Source organism: Roseomonas sp. KE0001 (assembly GCF_016107285.1).
Lineage (GTDB): Bacteria > Pseudomonadota > Alphaproteobacteria > Acetobacterales > Acetobacteraceae > Pseudoroseomonas.
Genome location: NZ_RCVQ01000009.1, coordinates 40,049 through 55,187, shown reverse-complemented (window position 1 = coordinate 55,187; position 15,139 = coordinate 40,049). Strand labels below are relative to the sequence as shown.

At 70.3% G+C, this 15,139-nt stretch carries 14 protein-coding genes; 11 read left to right on the top strand and 3 right to left on the bottom strand.

The window, feature by feature from the left end; all coding sequences use genetic code 11:
• Nucleotides 1-2 precede the first annotated feature (2 nt).
• The 6 genes from D9598_RS17125 (at nt 3) to lexA (ending at nt 5,113) form a co-directional block, all read left to right on the top strand.
• Nucleotides 3-605, top strand: a complete 603-nt coding sequence (locus D9598_RS17125) for an aminodeoxychorismate/anthranilate synthase component II (protein WP_198367765.1) — start codon at nt 3-5, stop codon at nt 603-605.
• Nucleotides 605-1,636 (top strand): anthranilate phosphoribosyltransferase, encoded by a 1,032-nt coding sequence (gene trpD / locus D9598_RS17120; RefSeq protein WP_198367764.1) that lies wholly within the window; start codon nt 605-607, stop codon nt 1,634-1,636. Before D9598_RS17125 ends, trpD begins: the two co-directional genes overlap by 1 nt.
• 80 nt (nt 1,637-1,716) lie before the next feature.
• On the top strand, nt 1,717-2,523 hold the full coding sequence (gene trpC, locus D9598_RS17115; protein ID WP_198367763.1) for an indole-3-glycerol phosphate synthase TrpC: 807 nt from the start codon (nt 1,717-1,719) through the stop codon (nt 2,521-2,523).
• Nucleotides 2,523-3,008: a cyclic pyranopterin monophosphate synthase MoaC gene (gene moaC / locus D9598_RS17110; RefSeq protein WP_198367762.1), complete on the top strand. Its 486-nt coding sequence runs from the start codon at nt 2,523-2,525 to the stop codon at nt 3,006-3,008. The genes trpC and moaC overlap by 1 nt, the downstream gene beginning before the upstream one ends.
• Nucleotides 3,005-4,213: a gephyrin-like molybdotransferase Glp gene (gene glp, locus D9598_RS17105; RefSeq protein WP_198367761.1), complete on the top strand. Its 1,209-nt coding sequence runs from the start codon at nt 3,005-3,007 to the stop codon at nt 4,211-4,213. Before moaC ends, glp begins: the two co-directional genes overlap by 4 nt.
• Nucleotides 4,214-4,363: 150 nt before the next feature.
• On the top strand, nt 4,364-5,113 hold the full coding sequence (gene lexA, locus D9598_RS17100; RefSeq protein ID WP_198367760.1) for a transcriptional repressor LexA: 750 nt from the start codon (nt 4,364-4,366) through the stop codon (nt 5,111-5,113).
• Here the strand turns inward: lexA and D9598_RS17095 are convergent.
• Nucleotides 5,070-7,229 (bottom strand): ComEC/Rec2 family competence protein, encoded by a 2,160-nt coding sequence (locus D9598_RS17095; RefSeq protein ID WP_232477376.1) that lies wholly within the window; start codon nt 7,227-7,229, stop codon nt 5,070-5,072. The genes lexA and D9598_RS17095 overlap by 44 nt on opposite strands.
• Nucleotides 7,230-7,388: 159 nt before the next feature.
• Between D9598_RS17095 and gltX the strand changes: the two genes are divergently transcribed.
• Nucleotides 7,389-8,795, top strand: coding sequence for a glutamate--tRNA ligase (gltX, locus tag D9598_RS17090; protein WP_198367758.1), 1,407 nt, complete (start codon nt 7,389-7,391; stop codon nt 8,793-8,795).
• 50 nt (nt 8,796-8,845) lie between these two features.
• A complete protein-coding gene (locus tag D9598_RS17085; protein WP_370592066.1) occupies nt 8,846-9,583 on the top strand; it encodes a DUF6065 family protein in 738 nt (245 codons plus the stop codon).
• A 4-nt stretch (nt 9,584-9,587) separates the two neighbouring features.
• On the opposite strand, the gene D9598_RS17080 is transcribed toward D9598_RS17085, so the two are convergent.
• Both D9598_RS17080 and D9598_RS17075 read right to left on the bottom strand, forming a co-directional pair.
• Nucleotides 9,588-10,931: an ATP-binding protein gene (locus tag D9598_RS17080; RefSeq protein ID WP_370592065.1), complete on the bottom strand. Its 1,344-nt coding sequence runs from the start codon at nt 10,929-10,931 to the stop codon at nt 9,588-9,590.
• 46 nt (nt 10,932-10,977) lie between these two features.
• Nucleotides 10,978-11,754 carry a response regulator gene (locus tag D9598_RS17075; protein ID WP_198367756.1) on the bottom strand — a complete coding sequence of 259 codons (777 nt, stop codon included), beginning with the start codon at nt 11,752-11,754 and terminating at the stop codon, nt 10,978-10,980.
• Between the two features lie 146 nt (nt 11,755-11,900).
• Between D9598_RS17075 and D9598_RS17070 the strand changes: the two genes are divergently transcribed.
• The 3 genes from D9598_RS17070 to D9598_RS17060 all read left to right on the top strand — a co-directional run bounded on the left by D9598_RS17070 (nt 11,901) and on the right by D9598_RS17060 (nt 15,133).
• Entirely contained in the window at nt 11,901-12,545 is a 645-nt protein-coding gene (locus D9598_RS17070) for a DNA-3-methyladenine glycosylase (protein ID WP_198367755.1), read from the top strand.
• A gap of 62 nt (nt 12,546-12,607) precedes the next feature.
• On the top strand, nt 12,608-13,789 hold the full coding sequence (locus D9598_RS17065; RefSeq protein ID WP_198367754.1) for an aminotransferase: 1,182 nt from the start codon (nt 12,608-12,610) through the stop codon (nt 13,787-13,789).
• 93 nt (nt 13,790-13,882) lie between these two features.
• The gene (locus D9598_RS17060; protein WP_198367753.1) at nt 13,883-15,133 is read left to right on the top strand and encodes an ABC transporter substrate-binding protein; all 1,251 of its coding nucleotides are present in this window, start codon (nt 13,883-13,885) and stop codon (nt 15,131-15,133) included.
• The last annotated feature ends 6 nt before the right edge of the window (nt 15,134-15,139 follow it).

The following is a 15,139-nucleotide window of genomic DNA, read 5'->3' as shown; positions in this document are numbered from 1 at the left end:
CCATGATCCTCCTGATCGATAACTACGACAGCTTCACCTTCAATCTCTATCACTTCCTGGGCGATCTTGGCGCCGAGGTCGAGGTTCGCCGGAACGATGCCGTGACGGTGCAGGAGGCGATGGCCCTGCGGCCGGAGGCCATCCTCCTCTCGCCCGGCCCCTGTACGCCCAACGAGGCGGGCCTCTGCCTGCCGCTGATCGACGCCGCCGCCGCGGCCCGGCTTCCGCTCCTGGGTGTCTGCCTCGGGCACCAGGCCATCGGCCAGGCCTTCGGCGGCATCGTGGAACGCGCCCCGGCTCCCGTCCACGGCAAGGTCTGGCCGATGCACCACCGGGGCACGGATGTCTTCGCCGGCCTGCCCGATCCCTTCCCCGCGACGCGCTACCACTCCCTGATCGTGCGCCGCGAGGGGCTGCCCGCCGCGCTCGAGGTCACCGCCTGGACCGAGGACGGGCTCATCATGGGCCTCGCTCATCGTGACCTGCCGATCTGGGGCGTGCAGTTCCACCCCGAGAGCATCGCCAGCGCACACGGGCATGACCTATTGCGGAACTTCATCGACATGGCCGGCATCCGCCTGCCGCCCCGGCACCAGGCCGCGTGATGGCGCAGTCCCTCAAGCCCGTCCTGGCCCGGCTGGCGCTGGGTGAGCGTCTCGCCGAGAGCGAGGCGGAGCAGGCCTTCGGCATCATCATGGAGGGCGAGGCCACGCCCGCGCAGATCGCCGCCCTGCTGATGGCGATGAGGGTCCGCGGTGAGACCGTCGCCGAGATGACCGGTGCGGTGCGCGCCATGCGGGCCCGCATGATCGCCGTCGAGGCCCCCGCGAATGCCATCGATCTGGTGGGAACGGGCGGTGACGGCGCGGGCACGCTGAACATCTCAACCGCCGCCGCCATGGTGGTCGCGGCCTGTGGCGTCCCGGTGGCCAAGCACGGCAACCGCGCCCTCTCCTCGCGCTCCGGTGCCTCCGATGCCTTGTCGGCGCTGGGGATCAATCTCGATGCCCCGCTCGCCGCCCTGCCCGCCATCCTGCGCGAGGCCGGCATGGTGTTCCTGATGGCGCCCCGTCATCATGCGGCCCTGCGCCACGCCGCAGGCCCGCGAATGGAGCTCGGCACCCGCACGATCTTCAATCTGCTGGGCCCCCTCACGAGCCCGGCGCGGGTGAAGCGCCAGATGACCGGCGCCTTCGCGCCGCAGTGGTTGCGCCCCATGGCGGAAACCCTGCTGCGGACCGGCAGCGAGCGGGCCTGGCTGGTCCATGGCCAGGGGCTGGACGAGCTGACCCTCTCGGGGCCCAGCCAGGTGGTGGAGCTGGAGGACGGACGCATCCGCGAGTTCACCCTCGCGCCCGCCGATGCGGGACTCCCGGAAGCGCCGGTGGAGGCCCTGAAAGGCGGCGACCCGGCCGAGAACGCCGTGGCGCTGGAAGAGCTGCTGCGGGGTGCCACGGGCGCCTATCGGGACTGCGTGTTGCTGAATGCCGCGGCGGCGCTCATCGTCGCCGGTGTCGAGACCGATCTGCGGGAGGCCGCGGCCCGGGCCGGCCGGGCGGTCGACGACGGATCGGCCCTGCAGGTGCTGGAACGCCTGCGCCGGGCGACGGCCTTGCCTGAAACCCGGCCGGACTGAGGGGCCTTCCCCGTGACGCTGTCCATCCTGCCTCCTGGCCTGCCTCCCGGCCTGCCACATCCGCCTTCGAGGAAAGCCCCATGAACACCGAGGCCCTGCCCGACACCCTGCTGCGCATCCTCTCCGACAAGACGTCGGAGATCCGCGAGCGGGCGGCCAGCACGCCGCTTTCCGAACTGGAGGGGCGCGTGCGTGACGTGGGCAAGCCGCGCGACTTCACGGGCGCGCTGTTCGCGGCGGTCGCGGAGGGGCGCATCGGCCTGATCGCCGAGATCAAGAAGGCCTCGCCCTCCGGCGGCCTGATCCGCGATCCCTTCGATCCGGTCGGCCTGGCCAGGGCCTACGAGTCCGCCGGGGCGGCCTGCCTGTCGGTACTGACCGATGGCCCCCACTTCCAGGGCAGCCCGGCCGATCTGGTCATGGCGCGCGGGGCCTGCGGACTGCCGGTGCTGCGCAAGGACTTCATGATCGACCCCTATCAGGTGTTCGAAGCACGGGCGATGGGCGCGGACTGCATCCTGCTGATCCTGGCCGCCCTGTCCGACGAACAGGCCAGAGAGCTGGAGGACGCCGCGCGCAGCCTGGACATGGCGGTTCTCGCCGAGGTGCACGACCGCTACGAGCTGGAACGGGCGCTCGGCCTCCGCACCCAGCTGATCGGCGTGAACAACCGGAATCTGCGGAGCCTGAAGACCGATCTGGCGACGGCGGAGGAGCTGGTTCCGCTGATCCCGCCCGATCGCATCCCGGTCGCCGAGAGCGGACTGCGCGACGCAGCCGATGTCCGCCGCATGGCGGCGGCGGGCGCCCGCTGCATTCTGGTGGGCGAGCATCTGCTGCGCCAGGCGGATGTCGCCGCGGCCGCCCGCGCCATGGTCCAGGCCTGATGCCGCCCCCGCCCGCCCTGACCCATTTCGACCCGGAGGGCCGGGCCGTCATGGTCGATGTCTCGGCCAAGTCCGACACCGTGCGGATCGCGCTCGCGCGCGGCTGCGTCCGGATGGCCGCCGAGACCCTGGCCGCCATCGGCGCGGGACGGATGAGCAAGGGCGACGTGCTGGGCGTGGCCCGTCTGGCCGGGATCATGGCCGCCAAGCGGACGGCCGACCTGATCCCCCTCTGCCACCCGCTGGCCCTGTCATCGGTGCGGATGGACTTGCGGCCCGAGGGGGAGACGAGCCTGCTGATCGAGGCGGAGGTCAAGACCACCGGCCCGACGGGCGTGGAGATGGAGGCGCTGACGGCGGTGAGCGTCGCGGCCCTTACGGTCTATGACATGTGCAAGGCGATCGACCGGGGCATGACCATCGAGGGCATCGGCCTGATGCGAAAGGAAGGCGGCCGGTCGGGACGCTGGGAGGCCGCGCCGTGATCTCGGTCGAGGAGGCGCGGGGCCGCATCCTGGCCGGCCTGCGGCCGACCGGCGCGGAAACGGTGGCGCTGGCCGAGGGCTGGGGGCGCGTGCTGGCGGCGGCGGTCGTCGCCCGGCTGACCCAGCCGCCGGCCGATGTCTCCGCCATGGACGGCTATGCCCTGCGCTCCGAGGATGCGCGGGAAGGCGGCATGCTGCGGGTGATCGGCGCGGCGCCAGCCGGGCATCCCTATCAGGGCAGGATCGGACCCGGCGAGGCGATCCGCATCTTCACCGGCGGTCTGCTGCCCCCCGGCGCCGATACCATCCTGTTGCAGGAGGATGCGGAGGTCCTGGACGGCCAGGTGCGGATGCGCGAAGCGCCCCGGAAGGGCCGGTGGATTCGCGAGGCGGGGCTGGATTTCCGCACCGGCGATGTCCTCCTGACGCCCGGCCGTCGCCTTTCCGCGCGGGATATCGGACTCGCGGCGGCATCGAATCACGCCTGGCTCACGGTGCATCGGGCACCGCGCATCGCCATCCTGGCGACGGGAGACGAGATCGTGCTGCCGGGCGAGCCGGTGCCGGCGGGTGGGATTGTCTCATCCAATGCCCATGCCCTCGCCGCGCTGGTCCGCGCCGGCGGTGGAGCACCGTTGATCCTGCCCATCGCCGGGGATGATCGCGAGGCCATCGGCCGGGCGGCTGTCGATGCCGCCAGGGTTTGCGACATCCTGGTCACCACCGGGGGCGCCAGCGTCGGCGAGCATGACCTGATCCAGCCCGCCCTGGAGCCCCATGGCTTCCGCCTCGACTTCTGGAAGATCGCCATGCGGCCGGGCAAGCCACTCATCTGGGGCCATCTGGCGGGCACGCCGCTGCTGGGGCTTCCGGGAAATCCGGTCTCGGCCATTGTCTGCGCGCTGCTGTTCCTGTGGCCGGCGACGATGGTCCTGTCCGGCCTGCCGGCGGCCGCCCCTCCCTTCCGGATGGCCATGCTGGCGGACGATCTTCCCGCGAATGACCGGCGCGAGGACTATATGCGCGCGGATCTGTCCCGCGACGGGGAAGGCCGGTTGATCGCGCAGGCGGCATCGCGGCAGGACAGTTCCATGCTGCGAACCCTCTCCGCTTCCGGCGGCCTGCTGCGGCGCCCGCCGCATACGCCGGCCCTGCAAGCCGGCGCGATGGTCGAGGTGCTGGTGCTGGACGAGTTCGGGATCTGAGCCGGGCAACTGCGCGGATCCTTCAGAAATTCAGCCAAGCCTCGGATTTCAGGGCATTTGCCCGTTGACCGCGAATGCGGAACTTTCGTAGAACATCGTGGACGGTCGCGCTTTGTTCGCTGCCGCCCCTCTGGTTCCGGGAGCCGCCCTATGCTGACGCGCAAGCAGCACGAGTTGCTGATGTTCATCGACCGGCATCTCCGGGACACCGGCTTCTCTCCCTCCTTCGAGGAGATGAAGGAGGCCCTCAAGCTGCGCTCCAAGTCGGGGATCCACCGCCTGATCACGGCCCTGGAGGAACGTGGCTTCCTGCGGCGGCGCGCCCACCGCGCGCGTGCCCTTGAGGTCATTCGCCTTCCCGAGAGCGCGATGGCCGGACCGCGCATGGCGGCCGAACCCGCTGCGGCGCGGGCGGAGGCGCCGCGCCCGGCCTTCTCGCCCCCGGCCTTCTCACCCAATGTCATCCGCGGCAATTTCGCCTCCAATCTGCCCGGCGTCCCGCGCGCCTCCGACGCGGCCGCGGTGCACCTGCCGCTCTATGGCCGCATCGCCGCCGGCCAGCCGATCGAGGCCCTGCGCGACCAGGGGACCAGTGTCGAGGTGCCCACCGCCCTGCTCGGGAACGGCGAGCACTATGCTCTGGAGGTCGCCGGTGATTCGATGGAGGGGGCCGGCATCCTGGATGGCGACACGGTCGTCATCCGCCGTGACGAGACGGCCGATAGCGGATCCATCGTGGTGGCCCTGGTCGACGACGCCGAGGTGACGTTGAAGCGCCTCCGGCGCAAGGGCAACTCGATCGCGCTCGAAGCCGCCAATCCGCGCTACGAGACACGTATCTTCGGACCCGACCGGGTCAAGGTCCAGGGGCGCCTGATCGGTCTGCTTCGGCGCTACTGACGCCCAGGGGCTTGTTCTCCTGGCGCCGTTCCCAGGCCGGGCGAGGCGGCCTGGGAACCCAGGGGCGGTCGCCGCGCCATTCACGGTCCGAGAGGATGCGCGCTCCACCAGGCTCCAGCCAGATGGCGTGCGATCCGTCGCGCCAGACGCTGAAGCGGTCGACGACCGGAAGGCCCTCGCAGCGGCCCCGGATGGGCTCGGGGGAGATCAGTACGGCCGCCTCCTGGCCGCAAGCCGGAGCGGCTGTCACCGGCGGCGCCGTCTCGCCACGGCGGGTCCGGGCCGGCTTCAGCAGCAACGCCGCCCTGCTTCCTTCCCGCGGCTGAAACCGGCAGATCAGGCCGGCGCATGGCAGGAGCGCGTCATCACCGGCGGTTTTGTCGGAATAGGGCTCGGCTTCGTCTTCTCCCCAGCCCCGAAGCCAGCTGTCACGGATGAAATTCGACGCCCCGCTGGCACGGTGCAGGACGACGGCTCCATCGGTACGAAAGGCGATGAGGCGGGCATCGGCGGAAACCAGCACGTCCGGCGGCGCGGTCCAGAAGGAAGCGCACAGGCCGGTGGCGATCAGCGGAAGGCCAAGGCAGCGCCAGCGGCTCCGCCACAGGCACAACCAGATCATGCCGAAACTCGTCAGGGCCAGGGCCCAGGCCGGCATGGGGCGGGCCAGGAGAGCCGCGCCCGGCCAGCTGGCGACCGTGCGCGCGACCCACAGCACGACCTCCACGCCCCATCCCATCACCGCCAGCGGCCAGCTTTCGAGATGCAGCGGCATCAGCGCGGCCGCGGCCAGGGCGGCGGGCATGATGAGAAAGGAGGTCACCGGCACGGCGAGCATGTTGGCGACGACGCCATAGAACTGGATGCGGCCGAAATGGAACAGGCCGAAGGGCAGCGTGGCCAGCGTCGCCAGAACCGAGGTCAGCACCGAGCCCATGAGAATCAGAAGGGGTCGTCGCCACCATTCGGCGCTGCGTCGCCAGCGGGTCATCCAGCCGGCCGTCGCTTCCGCACCCGCGACCAGGGCCATGACCGCGGCGAAGCTCATCTGGAAGGAGGGGCCCAGCACGGCCGCCGGCTGGATCAGCATCACCGCCACGGCCCCGAGCGCCAGGGCCCGCATGGAGAAGACGCGGCGGCCCAGCAGGACGGCCAGCGTCATCAGGGCCGCCGAGGCGAAGCTGCGCTGCATCGGAACCTGGAACCCCGTCAGGGCCAGATAGCCCAGGCCCAGCAGGAGGGCGGCCGGCGCCGCCAGCAGCCTGCCGTCATGGCGCAGCGCGAGCCAGGGCCAGAACGCGATGGCACAGCGGGCCACGCCGAATCCCAGCCCCATCACGATGGCGATGTGCAGGCCCGACACCGACAGCAGATGGGCCAGACCGGAGTCCCGCATCGCCGCCATGGCATCCGGTGCGATGGCGCTCTGTCCTCCCGTGATCAGGGCCGCCGCGATGGCGCCCACGGACCCCGGCAAGGCGGTGACCACCCGCTGCTCCATGCTGGCCCGCAGGGTGGCGAAGACCGGTGCCCGATCCGCCTCCTGCAGCCGCTCCGCCGACCCGATGGCGAAGCCCGAGCCGCCAAGGCCCGAGAAGTAGGCGTCGCGCTGGAAGTCCCAGGCCCCCGGATAGGCGGGGGCGGAAGGGGCGCGCAGCAGGGCCCGCACCCGCAGCCGGTCCCCTGGGGAGGGGTGGAGGGGATCGTCCTTCCGCAGCCGCAGGCGGATGTCGCGCGGCAGGGTCCCTGGCCCTTCATCCAGCATCACGCCGGAGAGGGTGACACGAAGTCCTTGCGGCAGGGTCTGCACGGTCTCGACACTGCCCGTGACGATGACCGCCTTGCCGGGGAGCGTGAGGGGCGCCGGAAGCGCGCTGGCGTGCCAGGCCGCGACGGCATAGCCCGTGGTGATCATGAGACCCAGGGCGGCGGGCCATGCCCAGGCCGGATGCCGCCGGAGAGCAAGCAGGAGAAGCGCCACAAGGGGCGGCAGCAGGAGAACGGCCCGCGCGGGCTCCGTGGACCGCGCGAAATAGCCGACGATACCGGCCCCCATGCCCACCGGCAGCCAGAGGGGGAAGGCGCGCCACTCCTGCTGAAGGATGACGGCGAGCATGTTCATCCCGCGCGCGAGCAGGCCTGGCCGGAGCCGATCGGAGTCCGGGCCGGGCAGGATTTCAGGATTAAGATCTAGGGCCATTCTTCAACCATGGCGCGCACTCTACAGCGGAAGGCGGCGGTGCTAGAAGGACGGCCTGAAGGAATTGACCGAGCCATGACCGTACGCACCCGTTTCGCCCCTTCCCCGACCGGGTATCTGCACATCGGGGGAGCCCGCACCGCTCTCTTCAACTTCCTCTTTGCCCGCCATCACGGCGGCCAGTACCTCCTGCGCATCGAGGACACGGATCGTCAGCGCTCCACCCCGGAAGCCGTCCGGCAGATCCTGGAGAGCCTGGACTGGCTGGGCCTGCAGCCCGACGAGCCTCCCGTGATGCAGACCGCGCGGGAAGCCCGGCATGCCGAGGTGGCCCGCATGCTGCTGGCGGCTGGCAAGGCCTATCAGTGCTTCTGCACCCCGGAGGAGCTGGCGCAGATGCGGGAGAAGGCCGCCGCCGAGGGCCGCCCGCCTCGCTATGATGGCCGCTGGCGCGACCGCGACCCGGCCGAGGCGCCGGCCGGCGTCCGGCCCGTCATTCGCGTCAAGGCGCCGCGCGAGGGCGAGACGGTGATCCAGGACCTGGTCCAGGGCGAGGTCCGGGTGCAGAACGGCGAGCTGGATGACATGATCATCCTGCGCTCCGATGGAACGCCGACCTATCTGCACGCCGTCGTCGTCGACGACCATGACATGGACATCACCCATGTCATCCGGGGTGACGACCACCTGACCAATACCTTCCGCCAGGTCATGGTCTATGACGCCATGGGCTGGCGCCGGCCGCACTTCGCCCATATTCCGCTGATCCATGGCGCCGATGGCGCCAAGCTGTCCAAGCGGCATGGCGCCGTAGGGGCGCTGGAGTTCCGGGATCAGGGCTTCCTGCCGGAGGCGGTCTGCAACTACCTGCTGCGCCTGGGATGGGGCCATGGCGACGAGGAGTTCGTGCCCCGGGAACGGGCCATCGCGCTCTTCGACCTGAAGGATGTCGGCCGCGCCCCGAGCCGGATGGACTATGCCAAGCTGACGCATCTGAACGCCCAGTATCTGCGGCAGATGGACGCCGGGGCCGTGGCCGGCAAGGTGCTGGAGATCCTCGCGCACCGGCCCTCGATCAGCTTCGGCACCGAAGGCGCCGAGCGCGTCCGCCTGCTGATGCCCGATATCCTCCCGCGCGCCCGCACCCTGGTCGAGGCGGCCGACATGGCGGCCTTCGCCGTCGCCAGCCAGCCGCTGACGATGGAAGCCAAGGCCGCGGCATTGCTGACCGACGAGGCGAAGGCGCGGCTGAAGGATCTCGCGATCTTCCTCACCGATGCGCCCTGGGAACGCGCCGACCTGGACAAGTGGCTGCGGGACTATGCCGAGGTGAAGGGCCTCAAGCTCGGCGCCGTGGCGCAGCCGCTGCGCGCGGCGCTGACCGGCAGCACGCAGTCTCCGCCCATCGACGCGGTGCTCCTCGCGCTGGGCCGCGCGGAATCCGTCTCCCGCATGCTGGCGGCGGCGGGCGACGAGGGCTGAGACGGCACAGGGATACCGGATCTTAAGCCGGGGCGATCCATCCTGCGGGCATGTCCGTGAACGAGATGCCCCGCAGGCTCATCGCCTACCAGACAGGCCCCGCCCTCCCGGGCCTGCGCCCCGCCTCCGCCCGGCGGGGCTGGATGGACGAGACCCCGAATGGCTTCGCCTACCGCTGCCTGCCCATGACCGTGGCCAATGCCCATGGCTGGGAGGTCATCGGCGACACGGCCTTCGAGGCGTGGTGGAATGGCGGAAGCCGCAAGACCGACATCGTCATTCGCCCGCTGGGCGGTGGCGCCATCCGGCCGATGAGCCATTTCGGTTCGGGCATCCTCACCTTTCCCATCGATGCCCTGCTGCGCACGGAGCCTGGGATCGGCCTCTGGGTGTCGGGGCCTCCGAACAGCCCGAAGGATGGCATCATGCCATTGTCGGGGCTGGTCGAGACCGACTGGGCACCGATGACCTTCACCATGAACTGGCGTTTCACCCGGCCTGACCATGTCATCCGCTTCGAGGCCGGTGAGGCGATCTGCTTCTTCTTCCCGCTCGATCGTGGGCTGATCGGCCGGCACCAGCCGCAAAGCCGCCCCATCACCGAGGACGCCGCGCTGGAGGCGGCTCATCGAGGATGGCGGCAGGGCCGCCGCGCCTTCAACGAGGCGCTTCACGAGGAAGGCAGCCCCGAGCGGGCGAAGGGTTGGCAGAAGGATTATCATCGTGCGCCGGGCATTGCCGACCACATGACCAAGCCTCGGGTACTGCCCTTCCCGCCCCTTCCCTAGAGTGTCAGGCCGGCAATGTCACCAGGGCGGTGATGCCGCCCGTGGCGCGGTTGCTGAGCACCACGTCGCCGCCGTGGGCGCGGAGGATATTGCGCGCGATGGGCAGGCCGAGGCCTGTGCCACCGGTCTCCCGGTTCCGGCTCACCTCCAGCCGGCGGAACGGCTGGAACACCGCCTCCAGCGATTCGGGCGGAATGCCGGGCCCCTCGTCCTCGACGCGGAGATGGAGGGTTCCGGTCTCACTTGGCGCCTCAAGCCGGATGCAAGCCGTCGCTCCGTAGTTCAGCGCATTTCCGACAAGATTGGCGAGAGCGCGCTTGAGGGCGATCGGCCGGCCGCGGATCCGCAGGCGCTCGGGCCCTTCGTAGCGGATGGCCTCGGGCGGCAGTTCCGGCCTGGCATCGGCGGCCTCGTCGAGCACGGTGCGGCAGAGCGCCGCGAGATCGAGCGGCACCGAGGGCTCGGCCGTGGCCTCGTCCCTCGCGAAGGCCAGGGTTTCGTTGACCATGGATTCCATCTCGTCCAGGTCGGCCAGCATCTTCCGGCGCTGCTCGTCATCCTCCAGGAACTCCGCCCGCAGCCGGAGCCGGGTGATCGGGGTCCGCAGATCATGCCCCATGGCGGCCAGCATCTGGGTCCGGTCGCTGACGAAGCGGCGGATCCGCTCGGCCATGGTGTTGAAGGCGCGCGCCGCGGTGGCCACCTCCAGCGGCCCCTCCTCCGGGAGGGGCGGCGCGTTCACGTCGCGGCCGAGGGCCTCGGCGGCCCGCGCCAGCGCCGAGACAGGGCGGGTCAGGCGGCGCGTGGCGATCAGAATCAGGGCCAGAGCGGCGCCAGTCATCAGGAAGAAGGCGACCAGGAAGGTTTGCGAATGCCAGGGCCGGGGCGGCGGAACGGCCATGCGAAGATTGAGCCAGGGCCCGTCCGGCAGTTGCAGGGAGAGCAGAAGGCTGCCGGGCCGGCTGCCCCCCGCCACCTTCACATCCACGGGGCGGGTGACACGGGCGGCGCCGATGATGAACTGCGGCTGGAACAGTTCCAGGGAGGCGGCCGAAGGGCGGGGCATCCCCAGCCGAACGGCCGGCATGGCCGAAAGCTCGACCTGAAGGCCCACGGGCAGGTCCAGATCGCTGAGCACGGCCTCGCGCAGCATCGGCGGCGACAGCATCGCCGCCCTCCAGGCACCCCCGGCCCGCGCGGTGATCTCCCGCGACAGCGCGAAACGCTGAAGATCGACGCGATCGAGGGCATGGATCGTCAGGCCGGCCGCCTGCACCGCCATCAGGGCCAGCGTCAGGAAGAAGGCGGTCCGGCCCGCCAGGCTGCGGGGCAGCAGACGGCGGATCACCCCGGACTCTCGGAGCCGGGACTCGCAGGTCCGGGACGGGGCCGGATCAACGGGCCATGTCCAGATCGCCCGTCGGCGCCGGGCTGTTCTCCATCCCGCGGTCGCCCAGCTTCTCGACGGTCGCCGCCAGGACATATCCGCCACCGCGCACGGTCTTGATCAGGCTCGGATTGCGTCCGTCATCCTCCAGCTTCCGGCGGAGCCGCGAGACGGCGACATCGATGGCGCGGTCGAACGGCCCTGCCTGACGGCCGCGCAGCAGGTCCATCAGCATATCGCGAGTGAGCACCCGGTTCGGCCGCTCCACCAGGACCATCAGCAGCTCGTACTCGCCACCGGTCAACGAGACTTCCACGCCGTCCTGGTTCAGCAGGCGGCGGCGCGCCGGTTCCAGGGTCCAGCCGGCGAAGCGGATGGCCTTGGCCGGCGGCTCCTGCTGCCCCAGCCCCTCGCCGCTGGCGCGGCGCAACACGGCCCGGATGCGCGCCAGCAGTTCGCGCGGATTGAACGGCTTGGCCACATAATCGTCGGCGCCGAGCTCGAGGCCGACAATGCGGTCCGTCTCCTCGCTCATCGCCGTCAGCATGACGATCGGAACATCGCTCTGGCTTCGCAGCCAGCGCGCGAAGTCGAGACCTGATTCGCCCGGCAGCATCAGGTCCAGCACCACCAGATGGTACCGCCCGAGCGGCCAGAGCCGGCGGGCTTCCCGGGCATCGCGGGCGGCGGTCACACGGCAGGACTGCCGCTCGAGGAACTTCGAGAGGAGGTCGCGGATCTCCCGATCGTCATCGACGACCAGGATATGCGGAGGCGGTTCCATGACTTCGACCATAACCGTGATATGGCAACGCTGCCTGGCTGTCATGTTACAGGCTTTTTCCGGCCGGCGCTCTGTTGCGCTTCGTTTCACTTCGTCGGCGGGATGCGTATTCCCAGGCGCCGGCTGTCATCCATCGGAGGGATGCCATGAGTGTGACCCCGATTCCGCCCTGGGCGCGGAGCGGCATCGCCGAGCTGTGCCGCCGGGATCCCGCCTTCCTGCGAGTCGAGGCCGAAGCAGGGCCACTGGTCTGGCGAACGCGCCCGCGGGGCTTCGCCGGCCTCGTGCGCACCCTTTTCGGGCAGCAGATCAGCCACAGGGCCGCCGGCGCCATCTGGTGCCGCTACGCGGCACTCCCGAAGTCCCTGGACCCGGAAGGCTCCCTCCAACTGAATGACGAGCAGCTGCGCGCCGCCGGATTGTCGCGCAACAAGGTGGCGCACCTGCGCAGCCTGGCGGCTGCCTGCCTGTCCGGCAGCCTGCGTCTGGATGCCCTTCCGGCCATGGCGGATGACGTGGCGCTGGCTCATCTCGCGGCGCAACGCGGTCTGGGACCATGGACGGCGCAGGTCTACCTGCTGTTCGCCGAGCAGCGGGCGGACATCTTCCCCTACGGAGATGTCGCCCTGGCGGCCAGCCTTCAGCACCTCAGGGGCCTCCCGGACCGTCCCGCCTCCAGGCAGTTGCTGGTTCTCTCCGGGGAATGGACGCCCTGGCGTTCCCTGGCGGCGCGGCTGCTCTGGCAGCACTGGCGGCATGCGCTGGGGCGCCCTCTCGCCGACGCGGATTGATCGCCGGGAAGCGCTCGGGGCGGGTTTGCGGAAGGCCGGGGCCGTGACACTCTAGACGGACCATGCCAAGCCCAAGCCTGTCGCCGCGCGTCGGCGCCACCGCAGCGCCGCCTATTCCCGCAGCCCGCTCCTGGGCCGCGCGCTATTCCGGCGGCGCCGGCCCCGCCATCGACCTGACTCAGGCGGTGCCGGGCTATCCGCCTCCCGATGCCCTGTTGGAGCGGCTGGCCCACGCCGCTGGCGACGCCACCTTCGCAGGCTACGGCCCGATCGACGGGGAGCCGGCCTTGCGGGAGGCTCTGGCGGAGGATCTGTCCCGCTTCTACGGCGCCCCCCTCGGGGCCGGCTCCGTCGCCATCACCGCGGGCTGCAACCTCGCCTTCACCATGGTCATGACCGTCCTGGCCGGCACCGGCGAGGCGGTGATGCTCCCGACACCCTGGTACTTCAATCACCGGATGGCCCTGGAACTCCTCGGCATCGCCGCGCAGCCTTTCGAGACACGGGCCGAGGATGGCTTCGTGCCCGATCCCGAACGGCTGGAGGCCGCGCTGACGCCGCGGACGCGTGCCGTGGTGCTGGTCTCGCCGAACAATCCCACGGGCGCCGTGTATCCGCCGGAGATCATCGCGCGCATCGCGGAAATGTGTCGGAGGCGGGGCATCTGGCTGGTGATCGACGAGACCTATCGGGACTTTCTGCCCTCCGGCGCCGCGCCGCATGCGCTGTTCCATGACCCCGACTGGCAGGATGGGATGGTGCATCTCTATTCCTTCGCCAAATCCTATTGCATTCCGGGACATCGGGTGGGGGCGATTGTCGGCGGTGGCGCCTTCCGGGAGCAGCTCCTGAAGCTGCTCGACACCTTCCAGATCTGCGCGCCGCGTGCCGCGCAGTCCGCGCTCAGCTGGGCCGTGCCGGCGCTGACCGATTGGCGCGCGGGCAACCGGCGCCTGATGGCCCACCGTGCGGAAGCCTTCCGCCAGGCCATGGCGGGCCTCCCGGACTGGCGCATCGATGCGCAGGGCGCCTACTTCGCCTATCTCCGCCTGCCAAAACACGGCCCGGACGCCATGGCCGTGGCCGAGATGCTGGCTGCCGAACGAGGCCTGCTGACGCTCCCCGGCCCTTTCTTCGGACCTGGCCAGTCACGATACCTGCGGGTCGCCTTCGCCAATGCGGGCGAGCCCAGCCTCGCCGCGGTTCCGGGACGTCTCGGGATGAAAGATCCTCCGGTAGCCTAAGAGAGAGATCGCGATGCCCGCGTGCGGGCATCCATCGCGGACATCGAGAGCAGAAGCGCCAGATACCGGCGACTGTCCAGAGGAATGGAGATCATGCACCGTTTCACCGCCCGCACGCCCCGGTCAGGGGTCGCCGTCCCCCGCCGGCCGCTCCTGGCGGCCATGGCGCTGGGAGGCCTGGCCTCTCCCGGCATCCTTCGCGCGCAGACCGCCGCCATCCGTATCGGCGAGATCAATTCCTATACCGCCCAGCCGGCCTTCCTCGGCCCCTATCGCAATGGCTGGCTGCTGGCGCAGGAACAGGTCAATGCCAATGGCGGCATCCATGGCCGCCCGCTGGAGACCGTGTTCCGCGACGATGCCGGCAAGCCGGAGGACGCCGTGCGCATGGCCGGCGAGTTGGTGAGTTCCGAGCGGGTGGCGCTGCTGGCGGGCGGCTATCTTTCCAATGTCGGGCTGGCCCTCGCGGATTTCGCCCTGCAGAACAAGTCGCTCTATGCCGCGAGCGAGCCCCTGACCGATGCCCTCGTCTGGTCGAAGGGCAACCGCTACACATTCCGGCTGCGGCCCAGCACCTATATGCAGGCCGCCATGCTGGTGGAGGAAGCGGCCAAGCTCCCGATCAGGCGCTGGGCGACCATCGCGCCCAACTACGAGTACGGGCAATCCGCGGTCCGCTGGTTCCGCGAGTTGCTGTCCCGGAAGCGGCCGGATGTGGAGTTCGTGGGCGAGCAGTTCCCGGCGCTCGGCCGCATCGAGGCCGGCTCGACCGTGCAGGCCCTGGAGCGGATGCGGCCGGAGGGCATCTTCAACGTCACCTTCTCCACTGACCTGCTGAACTTCGTTCGCCAGGGCAACACCCGCGGCCTTTTCGAAGGGCGGAGCGTGGCCTCCATGCTCAGCGGCGAGCCCGAGTATCTCGAGCCGCTGGGCGAGGAATGCCCGGACGGCTGGATCGTCACCGGCTATCCGCGGGACGACCTCGACAATCCGGTCCATGTCGCCCTGCGCGAGGCCTATCGCGCCCGGTTCGGCGATCTTCCCCGCTGCGGGTCGATCGTCGGCTACGATACGGTCCAGGCCATCGCCGCCATGCTGCGGAAGGCCGGCGGCACCGAGACGGAGGCCATGGTCGAGGCGTTCCGGGGCATCCGCTACCAGACCGGCTATGGCACGGGCGAGGTGGAGTTCCGCGCGCTGGACCATCAGGCCACGCTGGGCGCCTTCGTCGGCCGCACCAAGCTGGAGGGGCGGCGCGGCAAGATGGTGAACTGGCACTATGCCGACGGCGCCCGCTACCTGCCGGATGACGAGCAGGTGAAGGCCTGGCGCCCACAGGGGTAGCGGCGC

Bases quoted from the DNA above. Each gene is read 5' to 3' on its own strand.
- trpD (WP_198367764.1), top strand. From the start codon at position 605: ATGGCGCAGTCCCTCAAGCCCGTCCTGGCCCGGCTGGCGCTGGGTGAG.
- D9598_RS17095 (WP_232477376.1), bottom strand. From the start codon at position 7,229: ATGCTCGCCGTCATCCTTCAGCAGGAGTGGCGCGCCTTCCCCCTCTGG.
- D9598_RS17065 (WP_198367754.1), top strand. From the start codon at position 12,608: ATGCCAAGCCCAAGCCTGTCGCCGCGCGTCGGCGCCACCGCAGCGCCG.
- D9598_RS17075 (WP_198367756.1), bottom strand. From the start codon at position 11,754: ATGGAACCGCCTCCGCATATCCTGGTCGTCGATGACGATCGGGAGATC.
- trpC (WP_198367763.1), top strand. From the start codon at position 1,717: ATGAACACCGAGGCCCTGCCCGACACCCTGCTGCGCATCCTCTCCGAC.
- D9598_RS17070 (WP_198367755.1), top strand. From the start codon at position 11,901: ATGAGTGTGACCCCGATTCCGCCCTGGGCGCGGAGCGGCATCGCCGAG.
- D9598_RS17085 (WP_370592066.1), top strand. From the start codon at position 8,846: ATGTCCGTGAACGAGATGCCCCGCAGGCTCATCGCCTACCAGACAGGC.
- D9598_RS17125 (WP_198367765.1), top strand. From the start codon at position 3: ATGATCCTCCTGATCGATAACTACGACAGCTTCACCTTCAATCTCTAT.
- moaC (WP_198367762.1), top strand. From the start codon at position 2,523: ATGCCGCCCCCGCCCGCCCTGACCCATTTCGACCCGGAGGGCCGGGCC.
- lexA (WP_198367760.1), top strand. From the start codon at position 4,364: ATGCTGACGCGCAAGCAGCACGAGTTGCTGATGTTCATCGACCGGCAT.
- gltX (WP_198367758.1), top strand. From the start codon at position 7,389: ATGACCGTACGCACCCGTTTCGCCCCTTCCCCGACCGGGTATCTGCAC.
- D9598_RS17060 (WP_198367753.1), top strand. From the start codon at position 13,883: ATGCACCGTTTCACCGCCCGCACGCCCCGGTCAGGGGTCGCCGTCCCC.